General features: G+C 71.0%; 19 protein-coding genes and 2 pseudogenes. 15 read left to right on the plus strand and 6 right to left on the minus strand.

All coding sequences use genetic code 11. From position 1 onward, the window contains the following. Nucleotides 1-31 precede the first annotated feature (31 nt). The 5 genes from M2157_RS42040 to M2157_RS42060 all read left to right on the plus strand — a co-directional run bounded on the left by M2157_RS42040 (nt 32) and on the right by M2157_RS42060 (nt 3,735). Nucleotides 32-781 (plus strand): SDR family oxidoreductase, encoded by a 750-nt coding sequence (locus M2157_RS42040; RefSeq protein ID WP_280858932.1) that lies wholly within the window; start codon nt 32-34, stop codon nt 779-781. After that, nucleotides 778-1,848, plus strand: coding sequence for a low specificity L-threonine aldolase (locus tag M2157_RS42045; protein WP_280867798.1), 1,071 nt, complete (start codon nt 778-780; stop codon nt 1,846-1,848). Before M2157_RS42040 ends, M2157_RS42045 begins: the two co-directional genes overlap by 4 nt. 42 nt (nt 1,849-1,890) lie before the next feature. Next, nucleotides 1,891-2,403 carry a GNAT family N-acetyltransferase gene (locus M2157_RS42050; protein ID WP_280867799.1) on the plus strand — a complete coding sequence of 171 codons (513 nt, stop codon included), beginning with the start codon at nt 1,891-1,893 and terminating at the stop codon, nt 2,401-2,403. A 61-nt stretch (nt 2,404-2,464) separates the two neighbouring features. Then, complete coding sequence (locus tag M2157_RS42055; protein ID WP_280867800.1) at nt 2,465-3,037, plus strand: transglutaminase family protein; 573 nt, start codon at nt 2,465-2,467, stop codon at nt 3,035-3,037. 8 nt (nt 3,038-3,045) lie between these two features. Further along, entirely contained in the window at nt 3,046-3,735 is a 690-nt protein-coding gene (locus tag M2157_RS42060) for a phenylalanine--tRNA ligase beta subunit-related protein (protein WP_280867801.1), read from the plus strand. A 20-nt stretch (nt 3,736-3,755) separates the two neighbouring features. On the opposite strand, the gene M2157_RS42065 is transcribed toward M2157_RS42060, so the two are convergent. Both M2157_RS42065 and M2157_RS42070 read right to left on the minus strand, forming a co-directional pair. Next, the gene (locus M2157_RS42065) at nt 3,756-4,484 is read right to left on the minus strand and encodes a lysophospholipid acyltransferase family protein (protein WP_280855892.1); all 729 of its coding nucleotides are present in this window, start codon (nt 4,482-4,484) and stop codon (nt 3,756-3,758) included. 183 nt (nt 4,485-4,667) lie between these two features. Continuing rightward, nucleotides 4,668-5,084, minus strand: coding sequence for a DUF4395 domain-containing protein (locus tag M2157_RS42070; protein WP_059207360.1), 417 nt, complete (start codon nt 5,082-5,084; stop codon nt 4,668-4,670). Nucleotides 5,085-5,158: 74 nt separating this feature from the next. On the opposite strand from M2157_RS42070, the gene M2157_RS42075 reads away from it, so the two are divergent. The 4 genes and pseudogenes from M2157_RS42075 (at nt 5,159) to M2157_RS42090 (ending at nt 8,342) form a co-directional block, all read left to right on the plus strand. Then, entirely contained in the window at nt 5,159-5,572 is a 414-nt protein-coding gene (locus M2157_RS42075) for a thioredoxin family protein (RefSeq protein WP_280868347.1), read from the plus strand. A 208-nt stretch (nt 5,573-5,780) separates the two neighbouring features. After that, nucleotides 5,781-6,290 carry a flavin reductase family protein gene (locus M2157_RS42080; RefSeq protein WP_280855890.1) on the plus strand — a complete coding sequence of 170 codons (510 nt, stop codon included), beginning with the start codon at nt 5,781-5,783 and terminating at the stop codon, nt 6,288-6,290. A gap of 226 nt (nt 6,291-6,516) precedes the next feature. Beyond that, entirely contained in the window at nt 6,517-7,305 is a 789-nt protein-coding gene (locus tag M2157_RS42085; RefSeq protein ID WP_280867802.1) for an electron transfer flavoprotein subunit beta/FixA family protein, read from the plus strand. A 73-nt stretch (nt 7,306-7,378) separates the two neighbouring features. After that, nucleotides 7,379-8,342 (plus strand): annotated as a pseudogene (locus tag M2157_RS42090) (electron transfer flavoprotein subunit alpha/FixB family protein). A gap of 57 nt (nt 8,343-8,399) precedes the next feature. Here M2157_RS42090 and M2157_RS42095 read toward each other — a convergent pair. Next, a complete protein-coding gene (locus M2157_RS42095) occupies nt 8,400-9,293 on the minus strand; it encodes an endonuclease/exonuclease/phosphatase family protein (protein WP_280855887.1) in 894 nt (297 codons plus the stop codon). A 190-nt stretch (nt 9,294-9,483) separates the two neighbouring features. On the opposite strand from M2157_RS42095, the gene M2157_RS42100 reads away from it, so the two are divergent. Continuing rightward, nucleotides 9,484-10,788, plus strand: coding sequence for an aldolase/citrate lyase family protein (locus tag M2157_RS42100; protein ID WP_280855886.1), 1,305 nt, complete (start codon nt 9,484-9,486; stop codon nt 10,786-10,788). Between the two features lie 118 nt (nt 10,789-10,906). Further along, nucleotides 10,907-12,973, plus strand: coding sequence for a serine/threonine-protein kinase (locus M2157_RS42105; protein WP_280867803.1), 2,067 nt, complete (start codon nt 10,907-10,909; stop codon nt 12,971-12,973). Here M2157_RS42105 and M2157_RS42110 read toward each other — a convergent pair. Next, nucleotides 12,919-13,719, minus strand: coding sequence for a hypothetical protein (locus M2157_RS42110; protein ID WP_280855884.1), 801 nt, complete (start codon nt 13,717-13,719; stop codon nt 12,919-12,921). The two genes, M2157_RS42105 and M2157_RS42110, sit on opposite strands and share 55 nt — an antisense overlap. Before the next feature lie 6 nt (nt 13,720-13,725). Then, nucleotides 13,726-14,775 (minus strand): LacI family DNA-binding transcriptional regulator, encoded by a 1,050-nt coding sequence (locus M2157_RS42115; protein ID WP_280858930.1) that lies wholly within the window; start codon nt 14,773-14,775, stop codon nt 13,726-13,728. A 195-nt stretch (nt 14,776-14,970) separates the two neighbouring features. Between M2157_RS42115 and M2157_RS42120 the strand changes: the two genes are divergently transcribed. Further along, complete coding sequence (locus M2157_RS42120; protein ID WP_280855883.1) at nt 14,971-15,921, plus strand: ROK family protein; 951 nt, start codon at nt 14,971-14,973, stop codon at nt 15,919-15,921. Nucleotides 15,922-16,001: 80 nt separating this feature from the next. Here the strand turns inward: M2157_RS42120 and M2157_RS42125 are convergent. Beyond that, nucleotides 16,002-18,016 (minus strand): annotated as a pseudogene (locus M2157_RS42125) (NPCBM/NEW2 domain-containing protein). Nucleotides 18,017-18,169: 153 nt separating this feature from the next. Here M2157_RS42125 and M2157_RS42130 point away from each other — a divergent pair. The 3 genes from M2157_RS42130 (at nt 18,170) to M2157_RS42140 (ending at nt 20,907) form a co-directional block, all read left to right on the plus strand. Beyond that, nucleotides 18,170-18,364, plus strand: coding sequence for a hypothetical protein (locus M2157_RS42130; protein ID WP_280867804.1), 195 nt, complete (start codon nt 18,170-18,172; stop codon nt 18,362-18,364). A gap of 143 nt (nt 18,365-18,507) precedes the next feature. After that, nucleotides 18,508-19,548: an NUDIX domain-containing protein gene (locus tag M2157_RS42135; protein WP_280867805.1), complete on the plus strand. Its 1,041-nt coding sequence runs from the start codon at nt 18,508-18,510 to the stop codon at nt 19,546-19,548. Between the two features lie 330 nt (nt 19,549-19,878). Next, nucleotides 19,879-20,907, plus strand: a complete 1,029-nt coding sequence (locus tag M2157_RS42140) for an ABC transporter permease (protein WP_280867806.1) — start codon at nt 19,879-19,881, stop codon at nt 20,905-20,907. Nucleotides 20,908-20,968 lie beyond the last annotated feature (61 nt).

The raw sequence follows: 20,968 nt of genomic DNA on the forward strand, positions 1-20,968 counted from the left end.
CGCCGAGGCGGCTGCTCAGGAGGCGAAGAACATGGCGGGGAACGGAGCTCTCAGCGGTGCGGTGATCGCGGTGGCCGGCGCGGGCGGGCCCGCGGGCCGCGCGGCACTGCTGCGGCTGGCCGAGGCGGGTGCGACCGTCGTCGGCGCGGACAACGACCCGGAGCGGCTCGCGGAGGCCGTGGACGCGGCACGCTACGCGTCGGGCGGCGCCTCCGTCACCGGCGAGCCGGTCGACCTGCTGGACCTGCAATCCACCCGCGACTGGGCCGAGCACATCGAGAAGGACTTCGGCCGCGTCGACGGCCTGGTCCACCTCGTCGGCGGTTGGCGTGGCAGCGAGACCTTCATCAAGTCGAGCCTGGACGACTGGGACTTCCTGGAACTGCTGCTCATCCGCACCGTGCAGCACACCTCGCTCGCCTTCTACGAGGGCCTGCAGCGCAGTGACCGCGGCCGCTACGTCCTGATCAGCGCCGCCGGCGCGACGAAGCCGTCCGCGGGCAACGCCTCGTACGCCGCCGCCAAGGCCGCAGCCGAGGCCTGGACGCTCGCTCTCGCGGACGCCTTCCGCAAGACCGGGGGCGCCGACGGGCCGAGGTCCGCGGCTACGATCCTGGTGGTGAAGGCACTGGTGCACGAGGCCATGCGCGCCGATCGGCCCAACGCGAAGTTCGCGGGCTTCACGGACGTCAGGGACCTGGCCGAGGCCATCGCCGGTGTCTGGGACAAGCCCGCCGCCGAAGTGAACGGAAACCGTCTGTGGCTGACCGAGAAGCCGTGAACCCCCCGAAGACCGACGCTCGTCGCCATCACGACCCGCAGGTCCGCGGTTTCGCCAGCGACAACTACGCCGGGGCCCACCCGGAGGTGCTCGCCGCCCTGGCCCTGGCCAACGGCGGGCACCAGGTCGCGTACGGCGAGGACGACTACACCGAGAACCTCCAGGGCATCGTCCGCAGCCACTTCGGCGCCACGGCCGAGGCGTTCCCGGTCTTCAACGGCACCGGCGCCAACGTCGTCGCGCTCCAGGCGGTCACCGACCGCTGGGGCGCGGTGATCTGCGCCGAGAGCGCGCACATCAACGTCGACGAGGGCGGTGCCCCCGAGCGCATGGGCGGCCTCAAGCTGCTCGCCGTGCCCACCCCGGACGGCAAGCTCACGCCCGAACTGATCGACAAGCAGGCCTGGGGCTGGGAGGACGAGCACCGCGCGATGCCGCAGGTCGTCTCGATCACCCAGTCCACGGAGCTCGGCACCCTCTACACGCCCGACGAGATCCGCGCGATCTGCGACCACGCCCACGCGCACGGCATGAAGGTCCACCTGGACGGCTCCCGCATAGCCAACGCGGCCGCTTCCCTCGACGTCCCGATGCGGACGTTCACCAACGCGGTCGGCGTCGACATCCTCTCCCTGGGCGGGACGAAGAACGGCGCACTGTTCGGTGAGGCGGTCGTGGTGATCAACCAGGACGCGGTCTCCCACATGAAGCACCTGCGCAAGCTGTCGATGCAGCTCGCCTCCAAGATGCGTTTCGTGTCGGTGCAGTTGGAGGCCCTGCTCGCCAAGGACCTCTGGCTGCGCAACGCCCGCCACTCCAACGAGATGGCCCAGCGCCTGGCCGAGGGCGTCCGCGCCGTCCACGGTGTCGAGATCCTCTACCCGGTCCAGGCCAACGGCGTCTTCGCCAAGCTCCCGCACGACGTGAGCGAGCGCCTCCAGAAGCGCTTCCGCTTCTACTTCTGGGACGAGGCCGCCGGCGCCGTCCGCTGGATGTGCGCCTTCGACACGACCGAGGACGACGTGGACGCGTTCGTGGCGGCGCTGAAGGAGGAGATGGCGCGCTAGGGCGCGTACCGAACCGGAGGCGGTCTGTGCTTGCATGCCGGGGTGGACGAGACACAGCGCGGGGTCCGGCCGAGGACCGATGACGACGTCGAGGCATGCGTGCGGGTGCTGGCGGAGGTCCATCGCCGCGACGGCTATCCGGTGAACTGGCCTGCCCGGCCCGGCGAGTGGCTGTCGCATGGGGCGGCACTGGGCAGCTGGGTCGCCGAGCTGGACGGCCGTGTCGCGGGCCATGTCAGCCTCTCCCGCAGTACCGAAGACGACCTGGCCCCTGTCCTGTGGAGCGAGCGCAACGGCACGAGCGGGGAACAGGCCGCGGTGGTCGGCCGGTTGTTCGTCGCCCCGCAGGCGAGAGGGCACGGGATCGGTGCCCTGCTGATGGGCAGAGCGGTGGCGCAGGCCCAGCACCACGGTCTGCATCCGGTGCTCGACGTCGTCGCGTCCGACACCGCCGCGGCGGCCCTGTACGAACGGCTGGGCTGGACGAGGCTGGCCACGGTCGAACAGCGCTGGAGCCCGTCCCAGGTGGTCGCCGTACATTGCTACGCTGCATAAATATACTGAGCTCTGTAAATTGATTGACCTCGAGGTGATCGTCTTCCTATGCTCTGCGGGCATGGAGCTGATCCAGAAAACCCCCGACCTTTCCGCATACCTGGCCGTCGACGAGGCCATCGACCACGACCACCCGGTCGTCCGGGAGATGGCCGCACGTCTCGCCAGGGAGGCGGTCGACTCGTATGCCTATGCGCGACTGGCCTTCGAGTTCGTCCGCGACACCATCCCGCACTCCCAGGACTCCGGCGATCTCCGCGTCACCTGGCGGGCGTCCGACGTCCTGGAGCAGGGCACCGGCATCTGCTACGCCAAGGCCCACGCGCTCGCCGCCCTGCTGCGCGCCGAGGACATCCCGACCGCCCTCTGCTACCAGAGGTTCGACGTGGTGCACGGCCTGGTCGCCGTCCGGTTCAACGGTGCCTGGCGCCGCCAGGACCCCCGGGGCAACAAACCCGGAGTGGACGCCCGGTTCTCCCTCGACCGCGAGCGGTTGGCCTTCACCCCCGACCCGGAGTCCAACGAGATGGACTACCCGGTCCTGTACGCTGAACCACACCCGGCCGTCCTGAGCGTCCTCAAGGCCGCCCCCGACCGGCCGTACCTCTGGAAAACACTCCCGATCGCACTCTGAGGCACCCGATGACCCTCTCCCTGACCGTGTCCGACGAAGTGCGCGCCCTCGCGCCCGGCTTCAGGCACCTCGCCATCGAGGCCCACGGACTCGTCAACGGGCCCAGCACCGACACCAGTTCGGCACTCCTCGACGAGGCGGCCCGCCGTCTCGCCGTACGCCTGGACGGGCGCGCCCCGCACGAGGACCCGCACATGGCGGCCTGGCGGGAGGTCTACACGGCGTTCGGCTCGAAGCCGTCACGCACCCGCAACTCGGCGGAGGCGCTGGCGAAGAGGGCCCTGTCGGACGCGGGCCTGCCCCGCATCAACCTCCTGGTCGACCTCTACAACGCGATCAGCGTCGCACACCTCGTCCCCGTCGGCGGCGAGGACCTCGACCGCATCCGGGGCGGGATGCGGCTGGTACGGGCCACCGGCGACGAGGACTTCGTGACGGTGGCCGCAGGCGAGGAGGCCGTGGAGCATCCCGACGCCGGCGAGGTGATCTGGCGGGACGAGGAAGGTGTGACCTGCCGCCGCTGGAACTGGCGCCAGGGCCCCCGCACAAGGCTCACCGAAGAGACGGTCTCGGGAGTCTTCCTGCTGGAGGGCATGGCCCCGATGTCGCCCGCTGACATGGAGAAGGCGGCCACCGAACTGGCCGAACTGCTGGAGAAGTTCAGTCCGGGCGCGCAGATCACCACGGCGTCGCGGTAGCCCCGGCCCCGGACGGCCCACTACCGGGCTTCGGCCTCGCGCACCTGCTCGGGCGTGGGCGCCGTACCCCCGAGATGCGCGGGCATCCACCACGTGTCGTCCGGCCCCTTGGGGCGCACGGGGTAGGCCCGCTGGGCCGCTTCCAGCAACTCGTTGACCCGCTCGCGCACCTGCCGCGTGATGGCCCCGGCGTACTTGTCCCGAGAGGCCTCGATCGCCTCGCCCACCCTCATGGTGATCGGGATGTGGCTGCGCTTGAAGTTACGGGGGTGCCCCTTGGTCCACAGCCGCTGCGTACCCCAGACGGCCATCGGGATCAGGGGGACACCGGCCTCCTGCGCCATCCGCGCCGCACCCGACTTGAAGCTCTTCAGTGTGAAGGACTGCGAGATGGTCGCCTCGGGGAAGACCCCGACGATCTCGCCCGACCGCAGCGACTCCAGGGCGTGGGCGTAGGCCGTCTCGCCCTGCGTGCGGTCGACCGGGATGTGCTTCATCCCGCGCATCAGCGGACCGGAGACCTTGTGGCGGAAAACGGACTCCTTCGCCATGAAACGCACGAGGCGCTTCTGCGGGAGCGCGGCCAGGCCGTTGAAGACGAAGTCCAGGTAGCTGATGTGATTGCTCACCAGCACGGCGCCGCCCGAGCGCGGGATGTTCTCCGAACCCCGGCAGTCGATCTTGAGGTCCCAGGCCTTGAACAGGGCCTGGGCGAATCCGACGACGGGACGGTAGACAAGCTCTGCCATGGGCGGGGTGAGCCCTTCCTGCTCTGCCCGGGAAGCTCCCGGCATTAAGTTACGCAGCCGTAGGTTTACGGCATCTCGCAGATCGTGCCCCAAGAACGGGCGGGGAGCCAGCCCTGGTGCCCGCACGGCGAGAGATTCTCGTCACGTCCGCCCTGTGATCGACCTTGGGCTTTTAAGCCTCCTTTACTCCGCGCGTACGGTCACCCGCCGCACGAGCAGGTACATCTCGCATCCCAGGCAGTACCCGAACGTGGCGTTGAGAAAGGCGGCCGCGAGTGCCGCTCCGGTCGCGGCGAGCCCGAGCCACTCCGGTCCGATCCCGTAACCCACGAGTCCCAGACCCGCGAAGGCGAGCCCCACCGCCTGCGCGAACCGCGGCGGTTCCGGCGCCTCGAACTCGGTCGGCGGCCCGATCCGTGGGCGCACGGCCTTCCGGAACAGCCAGCCGTACGGCGAGCGCCCCACGCCGCCCGCCGCGCCCAGCGCGAACGCCAGTGTCTGCCAGGCCAGCAGCCAGACACTGCCCGTGATCAGAACGGCCGCCAGCACGACGGTCGTCACGGCCGCGCCGAAGCGCGGCCCCCTTGCATCGATGTCCATGAATCAAGCATTCCGCAACGGTGAGACTTGGGGGAGGCGGGAATCTTTGCAGTCTCGTGAATGCTGTGCGGATGATGACCGGAATCGTGGTGTGCGTGGCGGTGCTCGTGACGGCGAGCGCCTATGGGGTGCTGCAGCGGCGGCGGAGCGGGAGAGTGCGGGTGCGCGGGCGGGACGACGGCAAGAGGCTCGGTGCGGCCGAGTTGGGCGAGGAGCTCGGCGAACGCGCCACGCTCGTCCAGTTCTCCAGCGCCTTCTGCGCGCCCTGCCGGGCGACCCGGCGGGTGTTGGGCGAGGTCGCCGGCATGGTCCCGGGCGTGGCCCATGTCGAGATCGACGCCGAGAAGAACCTCGACCTGGTCCGCGAACTCGACATCCTCAAGACGCCGACCGTACTGGTCCTCGACGCCGACGGCCGGGTCGTACGGCGGGCCACCGGCCAGCCGCGCAAGGCGGACGTCATCGCGGCGGTCGGGGAGGCGGTTTGACACCGGGTGCGCCCACGGTGAGGCATCTCCCATATGCCGGAACATACTTGACTGTGCACCGCACCTATCGTCAGCCTGACCGTATGCCTACGGAACTCCTTCTGTTCGGGCGGGCCCACGTCGACCTGGCCCGCACCGCGAGCGCGCGCTGTCCGGCTTGTTGAGCAGCCACGGTCCAGCTCGACACTCCTCGCAGAAGGACATCCACATGACGGCCACGCCCGACCTCGGCGCCCCCCGGCTCGCCTCTCCCGACCTCCTGCGGTCCGTCTTCCGGCGGCACGCAGCAGGTGTCGCCGTGATCACCGCGAGCGGTGAGGCCGGCCCGGTCGGATTCACCGCCACGTCCCTCGCCTCGGTCTCCGCCGAGCCGCCGATGCTCTCCTTCGGGATCGGTACGGGCGCCTCCAGCTGGCCCGCGATATCCCGGGCGGAGCACGTCGGCGTCCACATACTCGGCGAGCACCAGGAAGATCTGGCCGCCACCTTCGCCCGCAGCGGCGCCGACCGCTTCGGCGCGCCCACCGCCTGGCGCGAGGGGCCCGAGGGCGTGCCCGTCCTCGACGACGTCCTCGCCTGGCTGGTGTGCCGGGTCGTGGCGCGCGTGCCCGCGGGGGACCACCGCGTCGTGCTGGCCGAGGTGCGGCTGGGTGACCCCGCCGGCGCCGGCCGACCGCTGGTCTACCACCAGGGCCGGTTCAACGGCCTGCGCGACTGATCGGCTCATCGGCCCTTCCGCTGTGGTGCGCGGCCGTCGAGTTCCGATTACGCTGCGTTGCGAAGGTCACAGTTCAAAGCGCTTGCTTAGCGGGCAGGAACTGGATGTACTGGTGAGTAATATTGCGGTCGGAGCGCAGCCCGCCCCGACCGGGATCGGCCGCTTGGGGCGCCTATGCTGCCTGCAAGAGGCAGCCGAAAAATGACGATGCAGTAGGAGAGCCGGCGTGAGCTTGAGGATCGTTGTCACTGTGAAGTACGTGCCCGACGCCACCGGCGACCGGCACTTCGCCGATGACCTGACCGTCGACCGGGACGACGTGGACGGTCTGCTCTCCGAGCTGGACGAGTACGCGGTCGAGCAGGCGCTGCAGATCTCGGAGAACTCCGACGACGACGTCGAGGTCACGGTCCTGACCGTGGGCCCCGAGGACGCCAAGGACGCGCTGCGCAAGGCGCTGTCGATGGGTGCCGACAAGGCCGTCCACGTCGAGGACGACGACCTGCACGGCACCGACGCCCTCGGCACCTCGCTGGTGCTGGCCAAGGCGATCGAGAAGGCCGGTTACGACCTGGTGATCTCCGGTATGGCCTCCACCGACGGCACCATGGGCGTGGTTCCGGCGCTGCTGGCCGAGCGTCTGGGTGTGCCGCAGGTGACCCTGCTGTCCGAGGTGACGGTCGAGGACGGCACGGTCAAGGGCCGCCGTGACGGTGATGCCGCCTCGGAGCAGCTGGAGGCCTCGCTGCCGGCGGTGGTGTCGGTGACCGACCAGTCGGGCGAGGCGCGTTACCCCTCCTTCAAGGGCATCATGGCGGCGAAGAAGAAGCCGGTGCAGGCCTGGGACCTGTCCGACCTGGACCTGGAGGCCGAGCAGGTCGGCCTGGAGGGCTCCTACACCACGGTCGACTCCGCCACGGAGCGCCCGGCCCGTACCGCGGGCACGATCGTCAAGGACGAGGGCGAGGGCGGCAAGCAGCTCGCCGAGTTCCTCGCGAGCCAGAAGTTCATCTAAGGGTCACTGGCCCGCTGAGGCTCAACCCCCTTACCGCCCCCTCAGACTTCGCAATCCGCAGGAGAGCATTCCCATGGCTGAAGTTCTCGTCTATGTCGACCACGTGGACGGCGCCGTCCGCAAGCCCACCCTGGAGCTGCTGACCCTGGCCCGCCGTATCGGCGAGCCGGTCGCCGTCGCGCTGGGTGCCGGTGCCGCCGACACCGCCGCCGTCCTGGGCGAGCACGGCGCCGTCAAGGTCCTGACCCACGACGCCTCCGAGTACGCCGACTACCTGGTCGTCCCCAAGGTCGACGCGCTGCAGGCCGCCGTCGAGGCCGTCTCCCCGGCCGCCGTGCTGGTGCCGTCCCTCCGCCGAGGGCAAGGAGATCGCCGCCCGCCTGGCGCTGCGCATCGGCTCCGGCATCATCACCGACGCCGTCGACCTGGAAGCCGGCGAGGCGGGCCCGGTGGCCACCCAGTCGGTGTTCGCCGCCTCCTTCACCACCAAGTCCCGCATCTCCAAGGGCACCCCGGTCATCACCGTCAAGCCCAACTCCGCCGCCGTGGAGGCCGCCCCGGCCAACCCCGCGGTATCGGAGCTGTCGGTGACGTTCTCCGCGCAGGCCACCGGCACCAAGGTGACCGGCCGTACCCCGCGTGAGTCGACCGGGCGTCCGGAGCTGACCGAGGCCGCGATCGTGGTCTCCGGCGGCCGCGGCGTCAACGGCTCCGAGAACTTCGCGATCATCGAGGCCCTGGCCGACTCCCTCGGCGCGGCCGTCGGCGCCTCCCGGGCCGCGGTGGACGCGGGCTGGTACCCGCACACCAACCAGGTCGGCCAGACCGGCAAGAGTGTCTCGCCGCAGCTGTACATCGCCAACGGCATCTCCGGCGCGATCCAGCACCGCGCCGGCATGCAGACCTCCAAGACCATCGTGGCGGTCAACAAGGACGCCGAGGCCCCGATCTTCGACCTCGTCGACTACGGCGTCGTCGGCGACCTCTTCGACGTCGTCCCCGCCCTCACCGAGGAGATCAACACCCGCAAGGGCTGACCCCGTCCGGGCGTACGAGGCCCCCGTGACCGCCGACGCGGTCGCGGGGGCCTCGGCTCATCCCAGGGTGACAGTGGCCTGTACCGGCAGGTGGTCGCTCGGGAACTGCCCGTTCATCGAGAAGGTGTTGATCGAGGCCCGGTGGACGGTGACGCCGGGCGAGGTGAGGATCCAGTCGATGCGGTCGCCGTCGGGGGTGAGGGGTTTGTAGCCGTGGAAGGTGGCGTACTGCTTGCCGCGTTCCGCGGCCGTGTCCCAGGTGTCGACGAGACCCGTGGCGAGCAGGCTGTCGTACGCCGGGTTGTCGTGGGCCGTGGCGTTGAAGTCGCCGGTCACCACCACCGGTGACGAGCGGTCGAACCCGGCGATCCTCTGGGCGAGGAACTGGGCGGACCGCTCGCGCGCGTACTGGCCCACGTGGTCGAAGTGGGTGTTGAGGACGTGGAACTCCCGTCCGCCGACGGCCCGGTCGCGGAAGCGGACCCACGTGACGATCCGCGGGAGCGCTCCACCCCAGGTGTTCGAGCCGATGACCCTGGGCGTGTCGGAGAGCCAGTACGTGTCGTGCTCGACCGGGGCCAGGCGCCGGGTGTCGTAGAAGATCGCCGTGGACTCGTCGTGGCTGCCGCCCTCGCGGCCGGTGCCGATCCAGTCGTAGTGCGGTCCGAGGTCGGCGTGGATGTCGAGCAGTTGCTGGTAGAGGCCTTCCTGGGTGCCCATCAGGGTCGGGGCTTCCCGACGTAACAGCCGGCGCATCACCGGACGGCGGGCGGTCCAGCTGTTGGGTTCGGAGGTGCTTGCGAAGCGGAGATTGAACGTCATGACATCGAGTCGGCGGTTTGACGGCTTGGCGGCGGAGGCCGGCAGCGTGCCCATGAGCGGCACGGTGACGGCGGCGGCCATGGCGGTTCTGAGGCCCATGCGACGCGTCATTCTGTGGGTGTCCGACATGTTGTTCCCTCCCGACGGGACAGGATGAATGTTCGAACCGGAGTGCGGTAGAGGGCGTAGAGGTTCTCGGCGCCTTGAATGAACGCGGTGGCTCATGCTGTGGACGGGGTGTTGACCGTCCGGAAGCTTCATGGATAACTTCGCTCTACGGATTGTTGATTCCGTAGAGCGGAAAACAGGAGGGTGTGGGATGGGCCAGGGCCAGCAGGAGAAGGTGGCGACGAGCCTCGCGGGTGCCGTCAGCGAGGAGATCAGCGCCTCCCTCGCGCCGGTCGACGCCGAACTGGAGCGCCGCTACCCCGGAGACCCCGGCACCCGCCAGCCCGTGCACACCGTCTACGTCCCCGGTGACGTCTTCGCCTCCGACACCATTCGCTCCTGGGGGGACAAGGCTCTCGCCGCCCTCGACGAACACGCCCCGGACGCCGCGTCCTTCGCCGCCGTCCTCGGGTTGTCCGACGACCTCGCCGAGCCCGTCTACGCGCGCGTGCGCGCCAAGTTGGAGCACGAGCCGATCGAGGACCTGCGCGTCGACTTCGAGGACGGCTACGGCCCGCGCCCGGACGCCGAGGAGGACGAGACGGCGGCCCGCGCGGCACGACTGATCGCCGGGGCGTACAGGAACGGCACGGCGGCCCCGTACATGGGCATCCGCATGAAGTGCATGGAGGCGGCCGTCCGGGACCGCGGCATCCGGACCCTCGACGTCTTCCTCACGGGTCTCATGGCGGCGGGCGGCCTGCCCGACGGACTGGTGCTGACCCTGCCCAAGGTGACCTACGCCGAGCAGGTCACCGCCTTCGTCCGGCTCCTGGAGGCCTTCGAGAAGGCGTACGGTCTCGACTCCGGCCGACTCGGCTTCGAGATCCAGATCGAGACCAGCCAGTCCATCCTCGCCACCGACGGCACCGCCACCGTCGCCCGTATGATCCAGGCCGCCGAGGGCCGCGCCACCGGACTGCACTACGGCACCTTCGACTACAGCGCCTGCCTCGGCGTCTCCGCCGCCCACCAGGCGAGCGACCACCCCGCCGCCGACCACGCGAAGGCGATCATGCAGGTCGCGGCCGCGGGCACCGGGGTACGGGTCTCGGACGGCTCCACGAACGTCCTGCCGGTCGGTCCGACGACGAAGGTCCACGACGCCTGGCGACTGCACTACGGCCTGACGCGCCGGGCGCTGGCCCGCGCCTACTACCAGGGCTGGGACATGCACCCCGGCCACATCCCCACCCGGTACGCCGCCGTGTTCGCCTTCTACCGAGAGGGCTTCGAGCAGGCCGCCGGCCGACTCGCCCGGTACGCGGGCCGGGTCGGCGGCGACGTCATGGACGAGCCGGCCACCGCCAAGGCGCTCAGCGGTTATCTGCTGCGCGGGCTCGACTGCGGCGCCCTCGACATCGGCGAGGTGGCCCGGCTGACGGGTCTGACGCGGGCCGACCTGGAGGGGTACGCGGTGCCCCGGCGCGGTGACCTGACCGTCTCCACGAACTAGCACCAAGCAGGCGGAGAGGTAGCGGCCCTGTCACGGTCGCAACCACCGGCTGAAGCCGTCACTCCTGCCCCGTAGGCTGTACCGCACGCATTGACGTGTTCACAGGAACGGGGCAGCGGTGTCTTCGGGGGAGACCAACGGAAAGGGCCAGGACGAAGCCGGTCGGCTGCTGGCCGGGCGTTATCGTGTCGTGGCCCAGCTCGGTCGCGGCGGCATGGGTGTGGTCTGGCGGGCCGTCGACGAGGTTCTCGGCCGCGAGGTCGCCGTCAAGGAACTGCGCACTTATACCGACGCCGACGGTCCCGAACTCGCGGATTTGCGGCTGCGGATGCAGCGCGAGGCCCGTGCGGCGGCCCGGGTCCGGCATCCCGGCGTCGTCGCGGTGCACGACGTGGCCGAGGTCGACGGGCGTCCGCTGATCGTCATGGAGCTGGTCGACGGGCCGTCCCTGGACGCCGTGCTGCGCAAGCGCGGCCCCCTCGACCCGCGCGAGGCGGCCGGCATCGGCGCCAAGGTCATGGACGCGCTGGCCGCCGCCCACGAAGCCGGCGTACTGCACCGGGACGTCAAGCCCGGCAACATCCTGCTCGACCGCTCGGGCCGCGTCCTGCTGACCGACTTCGGCATCGCCACGATGGACGATCCGGGGGACGGCTCGGCCACGAACCTCACCCGCACCGGCCATCTCGTCGGCTCCCTGGACTACATGGCGCCCGAGCGCGCCCAGGGTGCCGATCCGGGACCGGCCTCCGACGTCTGGGGCCTGGGCGCCACGCTGTACGCGGCGGTCGAGGGCGCCTCGCCGTTCCGCCGTACGTCGACGTTCTCCACGCTCACCGCGATCGTCGGCGAGCCGCTCCCCGAATCCCGCAGTGCCGGCCCCCTCGGCCCGGTTCTCCAGCGCCTGCTGGACAAGCGTCCCGAGGCACGTCCGGGGGCCGGGGAGGCCCGCGCGCTGCTGCAGGCGGTTGCGGACGGGGCCGGGGCGGACAGCCCCACGACGACCTTGCGGAGTACGGCGGGTTCGACGAGTACGGCCGGTTCGGCGGGGCGGGCCGAGGCGACACCCGACGTTCCCGCGGCGGCGGTGCCATCGGCCGGTCTCGGACCGACGGACCCGACGAGGCCCACGGACCCGACGAGGCCGACGGCGACGCAGGGGGCTGGGCAGGACCAGGGCCCCGGTGAGCACGAAACGGCGGGGACCGCGCAACCGACCGCGCCCGCGGCGGCTGCCGAGCCCGGGACTCCGGGACAGGGCACGCCGGGTGCTGCTGGTGCTGACGAGCAGGCCGGGGCCCCGGCACCCTGGTGGGTGGCGTCCGCCTCTCAGAGCGGTGGTCCGGGGCAACCCGGGCCCTCGGAACACGGCTCGGGGGCGTCCGTCGCCGCTCCGGGACAGCCCGGGTCTCCGGCTCACGGCCACGGCGCGTCCGGGCCCCACGACCCGCTCCCGACGGGCCCCATGACCACCGCGCCCCGGCCCCGCCGCAAGGGCCGCGCGCTGCTCGCCGCCGCGGCCGTCACCGTCGTGCTCGCGGTGGCCGGAACAGCCGTCGCCATGCTGAACAACTCGGGTGACGCCGAGGCCGACGCCCGTCCGACCGCGACCGCCACCACGGCGACGGCCTCCACGCCCGCCCGCACCGACGCCGACCGATCCAGCAGTCCCGAGCCTACGGACGGGGACGACAAGAAGACCCCGAGCGCGAAGGAGACGTCCGGCGACGACGGGGGCTCCAAGCCCACGAGCCGGGCCTCCGCGTCCGCCACGGCCAACTCCTCCGGCGGTGGCACCTCAGGGGGCGACGGCTCGGACGGTTCGTCGGGCGGCAGCGGCTCCGGCGGCAGCGGCTCCGGGGACGGCGGCACGACCGGGGACGGCGGCGCCGGCACCCCGGCCCCGGCCTGCACCGCCATCGGCGGCGGCAAGTACAACTGCACCGTCTGGAAGACGGCCACGTCCTACACCGCCTCCGGCGCCGAGGCCGGCGTCCTCAACGCGGGCACCAACTACTTCTACTGCCAGCAGAACCTGGGCCGCCGCGAGACATCCGGCGAGTGGACCAACGTCTGGTGGGCGAAGACGGACGACGACAGCGGCAACACCGGCGTGTACGTCAGCGACGTCTACATCAAGGGCGGGAACAACGACGAGCCGGTGCCGGGACTCCCGGTCTGCTGAACGATCACGTAGGGCTCCAGTCCGGACTCCGTGACCCGCTTCTCGTCGGCGAACAGCCGGGTGCCCGCCTCGCACAGCTGCCGGTCGGCACGGGCCCGTGCGACGAACTCCTCCGGCGTGACGCCGAACAGCGCGCGCAAGCGGGCCGACCCCACGAGGAGTTCGGTCAGCAGTTCCCGCTGGCCGGGGTGGGTGCGCGCGGCGCCGGTGCCGTCGTGCAGGACGCCGTGGCGGTTGACGTACGAGTGGACACCCGGCAGGGTCACGCCGCCGGGCAGCTCGACCCGCACCTCGGGCGCGGGCAGCCAGGCGCGCCCGTAGTTGCCGTTCGGCAGCGGCACCCCCTCGCTCGCGTCGATGATCGCCAGTTGCTCGGCGTCCAGCCAGATGACGAACAACTCCCGTACGGTGTCCGGGGCGTGGAAGGGAGACGCCGACACGTATCCCATGCGGCTCACGTGCGCGGACACGCCCACGTCGACGCCGGTCACCCGTGTCTTGACCATCGGGATCGGCGAGGTGATCCCGAACTCGACCATCTTGTGGCGCAGTTGGCCGGGACTGGCGTTGGAGCCGACCGCGAGGACGGGAGTGCGCTCCTCGTGCAACAGCCGGTCGGGGGGCAGCGGCACCAGCCGGTCACCGTCGAGCAGCGCGGAGTCCGTCGGCCAGGCGCCGGGATACCGCAGCGGGTGCTCGCGAGGTGCCTCGGCCAGGCCGAGGGTCTCCAGGGTGAAGTCCTCCATGGCACCTCAGTCCGCCGGCGGCAGCTCGCCCGAGCCCCGGGTGATCAGTCGCGTCGGCAGTTCGATCCGCTCCGGCGTCAGCAGCGTGCCGTCCAGCTGGCGGAACAGTCGCTCGGCGGCCGTACGTCCCAGCGTAGCCGCGTCCTGGGCGACGACCGTGACGCCCGGCTGCAGCAGATCGGCGAGTTCGATGTCGTCGAAGCCGACGAGGGCGACTCGGCGGGTGTGTTCGGCGAGGACACGGATCACGGTGACCGTCACCCGGTTGTTGCCGGTGAAGATCGCGGTGACGGGGGAGGGGCCGGAGAGCATCCCCTCGGCCGCCGCGCGCACCCGCACCGGGTCGGTGACCCCCAGCGACGTCCAGGCGTCCGTCACCTCGATGCCGGCGTCCTCCATGGCGGCCCGGTACCCGCGCAGCCGCTCGACGGCCGTGTGGATGCGGGGCATGTCGCCGATGAAGCCGATCCGCCGGTGGCCGTGGGCGATCAGGTGGGCCACGGCGTCGCGGGCACCGCCGAAGTTGTCGGAGAGGACGACGTCGGCGTCGATCCGGCCCGCCGGACGGTCCACGAACACCGTGGCCACGCCCGCCTTCAGCTCCGGCTCCAGATAACGGTGGTCGTCACCGGCCGGGATGACCACGAGGCCGTCCACGCGCCGGGCGCACAGCGCCAGCACCAGTTCCTGCTCGCGCTCGGGGTCCTCGGCGCTGGAGCCGTTGATGAGCAGGGCGCCGTTGGCCCGGGCCACCTCCTCCACCGCGCGGCTGAGGGGGCCGTAGAACGGGTCGGCGAGGTCCTCCAGGACCAGGCCGATGCTGGCCGTACGGCCCTTGCGCAGGACGCGCGCGCTGTCGTTGCGGCGGAAGCCGAGGGCGTCGATGGCCTCCCGCACCCGGTGCTCCGTCTCGGGGGTGACCCCCGGTTCGCCGTTGACCACACGGGAGACCGTCTTGAGCCCGACGCCGGCCCGCGCGGCCACGTCCTTCATGGTCGGACGGTTGCCGTACCGGGTCGTGGCGAGGCGGTCTGCTCGGCTGTGGGTGTCGGGCACGATACGGCGTCCTGTTCCTGTCGTCGACGGGGATGCGGCGGTCCATGATTTTGTATGAGGATGTGGCGTCGAGCATAGAGCCTGGACAACGTTGTCAGAAGCGGGAGACACTGTCCACCGCAATCTGTCGGCCTGCGCCCCCACCGCGAGACCGGCCTGTCCATTCCCAAGGCTGACCGGGGAGAACTGACACTGATGCACACCGACCTCGTGGCTGCGCTCGACATCGGCGGCACCAAGATCGCCGGAGCGCTGGTGGACGGCCACGGCCGGATCCTGCTCCGGGCGCAACGCGCCACGCCCGCGCAGGAGGACGGCGACACCGTGATGCGGGCCGTCGAGGAGACCCTCGGCGAACTCACGGACTCGCCGCTGTGGGGCCGCGCGGGCGCCCTCGGTATCGGCAGCGCGGGCCCGGTGGACGCCTCCACCGGGACCGTGAGCCCGGTGAACGTGCCCGGCTGGCGGGACTATCCGCTGGTCAGCAGGGTCCGCGAGGCGGCCGGCGGGCTCCCTGTCGAGCTGATCGGCGACGGTGTGGCCATCACGGCGGCGGAGCACTGGCAGGGCGCCGCCCGCGGGCACGACAACGCGCTGTGCATGGTCGTGTCGACCGGTGTGGGAGGCGGGCTGGTGCTGAACGGCCAACTGCACGCCGGGCCCACCGGGAACGCCGGGCACATCGGGCACATCAGCGTCGACCTCGACGGTGACCCGTGCCCGTGCGGGGCGCGCGGCTGTGTGGAGCGCATAGCCAGCGGCCCGAACATCGCCCGGCGCGCGCTGGAGAACGGCTGGCGGCCCGGTCCTGACGGTGACACGTCCGCCGCCGCGGTGGCCGACGCGGCCCGAGGCGGCGATCCGGTCGCCGTGGCCTCCTTCCAGCGGGCCGCCCAGGCACTCGCCGCCGGTATCGCCGCCACCGCGACCCTCGTCGAGATCGACATCGCCGTCATCGGCGGCGGGGTCGGCAAGGCGGGTGATGTCCTCTTCGAGCCGCTGCGCAAGGCGCTGGGCGACTACGCGACCCTCTCCTTCGTCCAGCGCCTGACGATCGTGCCCGCCCAGATGGGCACGGACGCGGGGCTGGTCGGCGCGGCCGCGGCGGCGCTCGCGAAGCAGGCGGACACGGCAGCGGCGGTCTGACGCCGGGGCGGCGCGAGGTGTCGGCGTCGGCAGAAACGTTCACCTGGCGGCCGGGCCCGCGGGACCGGCCGCCAGGCGCGTCAGCAGCTCAACCGCGCGTCCGCCCAGTCCGCGTGGTCCGAGTCGATGCCGTCCCCGCCGTCGGTGACGACGAGCCGGACCAGCCGGGCGCCGGTGATGTCCGCGGTGAGCGGCTCGGCCGGCATGGCGTTGGTGAGGACCCCGGTGGCCGCCACCTTGGTGCCGTCCGCCCAGATCTCGAAGGCGACGGTGCCGTTCGCACCCTTCTCGTCGTCGACACCGACGTCGGCGGTGACGGTCTCGCAGGCCGCGCCCGTGTAGTACTCGACGGCGCTCTCCGCGTGCGCCCCGAGCCCCTTGGCGTACACCACGCCGCCCATGGTGATCGGATGACCGTCGCCCGCGGCGCTCTCCCCGTTGCTGGTGTTGCGTTCCACGGGACCGTAGCCATTGGCGGCCGAGAGCCACGGAAGGTCACCGAGTCCCGAGGTCCCCGCCGGCGGCGGCACCACCACGGTCGCGCTGAACGGCAGCAGGTTCTCGACCAGGACACCGGCCGGTGAGCGGTAACTCGCCTTGAGCGTCAGGTCGTACGACCCCGTCGGTGTCCCCTGTGGAGCGGTGACCGTCCACTTCGTGCGCAGCGAGCGGCCCGTGGACAGGACCGCCGAGGTGGTCGGCGAGGTCGGCTTCACGGCCCACCCCTCGGGGCCGGACAGCCGTACGGAGACCTGCTGGGCCGGGGTGCGTCCCAGGTCGGTGACGGTCGTCGTCAGCCGGGCCGGCGTGCCGGCCTGGACCAACGGACTGCCGTCCAGGCCGAGTTCGACGGCGGGCGGGTGCTGGTTCCACCTGCGGTCGGCGAAGACCCGTACGAGGACCGTTCCGTGCGCCGGGACGGTCGCCGAGATCGTGCCCGCGGTGTTGTAGCTCTTGTGCTGCCACAGGTCGCGCAGGGTGTACGCGTCGGCGCCGGGCAGGCCGACGGCCGCGGCGGTGGTGGCGATGCGCTGCGGGCTGCTCGTCTCGTTGAACAGGGCCACCGCGCGGCTGCCGTCCTTCATCTCCTTGGCGACGACCCAGCGTCCGCTCTCGGAGGAGACGACGGATCCCTGCTTGCCCAGCGGGTCCTGGTCGACGGCGATGACCTCCTTGTTGCCGAGGATCTCGAAGGTCTCGTCGGAGGCCGTGCGCAGGTCGCTGCCGATGAGCAGGGGGGGGCCGCCATGACCGACCACATCGAGAAGTGCGAGCGGTACTCGGTGGCCGTCATGCCGCCGTTGCCGACCTCCAGCATGTCGGGGTCGTTCCAGTGGCCGGGGCCCGCGTGGGGCGCGAGGGGCAGGTTCTGTTTGAGGATCGACAGCATCGAGCCCCAGGTGTCGCTGATGTCCCCGGTGGTGCGCCACAGGTGTCCGACGTCCGCCGCCCACTCCCAGGGCTTGTTCTCGCCCCATTCGCAGATGCTGTAGACGATGGGTCTGCCGGTCGCCGCGAGGGCGTCGCGCATGGTCGTGTAGCGCAGTCTGGCGTCCACGCCCTGGTTGTTGCAGTTGTCGTACTTGAGATAGTCCACGCCCCAGTCGGCGAACTGCTGTGCGTCGCTGTACTCGTGGCCCAGCGCGCCCGGGAAGCCGGCGCTGTTGCACGTCTTCGTGCCCGCGCTGGTGTAGATGCCGAGCTTGAGGCCCTTGGCGTGCACATAGTCGGCGACGGCCTTGATCCCGTTCGGGAAGCGGGCCGGGTCCGGGACGAGCTTGCCGTCCGCGTCCCGGGCCGGCAGTGCCCAGCAGTCGTCGAGGTTGACGTACTGGTAGCCGGCGTCCTTGAGGCCCTTCTCGACGAAGATGTCCGCGATCCCCTTGACCATGGACTCGTCGAACTCGGCCCGGCAGTGGGTGGAGTTCCAGTTGTTGAAGCCCATGGGCGGGGTGAGGGCCAGGCCGTCGGCCAGGGCGGGTGACGCCGGCCCCTCCTCGTCCGCGACGGCGGAAGCGCCGGGCACCGCCAACAGCAGCACGCTGAGTGCGGCGACCATCCTTCGGCGGGTTGTGCGGGTGTGAAGGTGACGCATCGTTACGTTCCTCCGAACCGGCTGAAGGTGCGATGACTGCATGTACGCGTCATTCAGTGTGGGTTAAAGGTAGGACGTGTTGGACTGTGGTGGAAGAGAGCGGCACGGCGTACGGCAGCGTGACCCATTCCGTCCGTCGACGTTGATCAGGCCATGAAGAAGCGCAGCATGCTCGCCATCGCCTCCCTCGCCACCGGCTTCGTCGTCGCGGCGGTCACTCCCTCGCACTCCGTGGGTGAGGACCTCAACCGCATCGACGTCGACAAGACCCTCAGCACCGTCGACCACACCGTCGCCAACGACAGTCTGGACGGCGTGGACGGGACCGCCCTCGGGGGGAAGGGCTGACAAGGCCTGCGCGGACCGCGGCGCCGGGACCCCTCTGGACGAGGGGTCCCGGCGCCGCGTTTGTGCGCCCTCATCTGCGGCTGGTTTCCGTGGCAGGGTGGAGCGGGCAAGCCTCAGGGGGCCAAACAGAAGAGGGGGAGTCCGTGATCGTCTGGATCAACGGCGCGTTCGGTGCGGGGAAGACCACCGCCGCACGGGAACTGATCGAACTGATCCCGAACAGCACGCTCTTCGACCCCGAGGACATCGGCGCGGCGGTCGTGCGTCTGCTGCCGCCCAAGCACCTCACCGAGGTCGGCGACTTCCAGGACCTGCCGATCTGGCGACGTCTGGTGATCGACACGGCGGCCGCGATGCTCGCCGAGCTCGGCGGGACCCTCGTGGTCCCCATGACCCTGCTGCGCCAGGAGTACCGCGACGAGATCTTTGGCGGCCTCGCCGCCCGCCGGATCACCGTCCGGCATGTTCTCCTCGCTCCGGCGGAAACGATCCTGCGCGAGCGAATAGCCGGGCGGGAGACCCCGCCGACCCTTCCGCCCGGCGAGATGGGGCAGGGGCATTGGGCGTACGACCACATCGAGCCCTACCGGGCCGCCCTCGCCTCCTGGCTCACCGCCGACGCCCACCTGATCGACACCGGCGCGCTCACCCCGTACGAGACGGCCGCCCGCATCGCCGAGGACCTCGGCGCCGGGACCGTGCCGGTGTGCGACATCGTGCAGACCCCCGAGCCCACCGCCGAGACCGTGGCCGCCGGGGTCCTCCTCTTCGACGAGCGCGACCGGGTGCTGCTCGTCGACCCCACCTACAAGGCCGGCTGGGAGTTCCCCGGCGGCGTCGTCGAGCGCGGCGAGGCGCCGGCCCGGGCCGGCGTGCGCGAGGTCGCCGAGGAGACCGGCATCCAGCTGGAGCACGTACCGCGTCTCCTGGTCGTCGACTGGGAGCCGCCCGCGCCTCCCGGATACGGCGGACTGCGCCTCCTCTTCGACGGCGGCCGGCTCGACTCCGCCCGGGCACGGGCGGTTCTGCTGCCCGGTCCCGAGCTGCGCGGCTGGTGTTTCGCCAGCGAGGAGGAGGCCGCCGAGCTGTTGCCGCCGGTGCGTTACGAGCGGTTGCGGTGGGCGCTGCGGGCCCGTGAACGCGGGGCCGCGCTGTACCTGGAAGCCGGGGTTCCGATCGGCTGACGTCCGGGGGAGGCCCCGTCGGCATTCGGTGCCGACGGGGCTTCGCCATGTTCGAGGCATGTTCGACTCAGGCAAGCGGAGGGCGAGAACCAGCCAAGGGAATCGTCGTGATACCTCCATGTCAGAGCTAACGAAACGTCCCGCCCTCGTCAACTCTTGGCAAGGAGCGCAAACAATCCCCTTTCCGGTCATTTTCCGCCTTGACCGGCCTCTCAGCGTGTTGCGACAGTCCGCTCAGTCTCACGGCAACAGCCCCATGACGAGACCCTGTCCGCCGGCGACGGCGAAAACTCCGCGCCAGCCCCAGCACATACCCGGGACGTCCGCACGATGACGACGCAACAGCAGCCGATGCCCGCCGACACCGGCACCACGCAAGCCGGTGAACCTTCGCCGAACCCGCGGAGCGACGGCACGGTCATCACCGGGCGCTCGCCCGCCCGAATGGCCTGGCGGCGCATCAGACGGGACAAGGTCACCCTGATCGCCTTCGTGATCACCGTCCTGTTCATCCTGGTCGCGCTGCTGGCTCCGGTCCTGACCGCGATCACCGGTTGGGGGCCGATCACCCCCGACGGCAGGGCGATCGACCCGGACACCGGCAACTTCCCGCGCGGTGCGCTGGGCGGCATCAGCCTCACCCACCTGCTGGGGGTCGAACCGGGCACGGGCTACGACCTGTTCGCCCGGATCGTCTACGGCCTGCGCACCTCGCTCCTCGTCGGCTTCGCCTCGGCCGTGCTGTCCACCGTCGTCGGTGTCGTGGCGGGCCTCGCGGCGGGATACTCCGGCGGCTGGGTCGACTCCGTGCTCTCGCGGATCATGGACGTGATGCTGGCCTTCCCGCAGCTGCTGTTCATCATCGCGCTGACCCCGGTCATCCAGAACGCGATGCAGACCAACAGCCACGGCGGCACCGACGAGAACCTGCGGCTGCTGGTCCTCGTCCTCAACATCGCGGTGTTCGCCTGGGCCTACACCGCCCGGCTGGTGCGAGGGCAGGTCCTGTCGCTGCGCGAACGGGAGTTCGTCGACGCCGCGCGGATCATGAGCGCCGGCCGGTGGCACATCCTCTTCCGGCAGCTGCTGCCGAACCTGTGGGCGCCGGTCCTGATCTCCTTCGCGCTGGCCGTCCCGCAGAACATCACCACCGAGGCGGCCCTGTCGTACCTCGGCGTGGGTGTCATCCCGCCCAACCCGGACTGGGGGGCGCTGCTGTCGGACGCCTCCCAGTACTTCCTGCAGGACCCGATGTACCTGTTCGTCCCCGGCGTCCTGCTCCTGATCCTCGTCCTCGGGCTCAACCTCCTCGGAGACGGAGTCCGGGACGCCCTAGATCCCCGCGCGGCCCGAAGCTGACGCGGTCCCCCCTCGACACCGGCACGCACGACCCCACTCGGGTCGCACCGCCGAGCCGTAA

The organism is Streptomyces sp. SAI-127, from assembly GCF_029894425.1.
GTDB lineage: Bacteria > Actinomycetota > Actinomycetes > Streptomycetales > Streptomycetaceae > Streptomyces.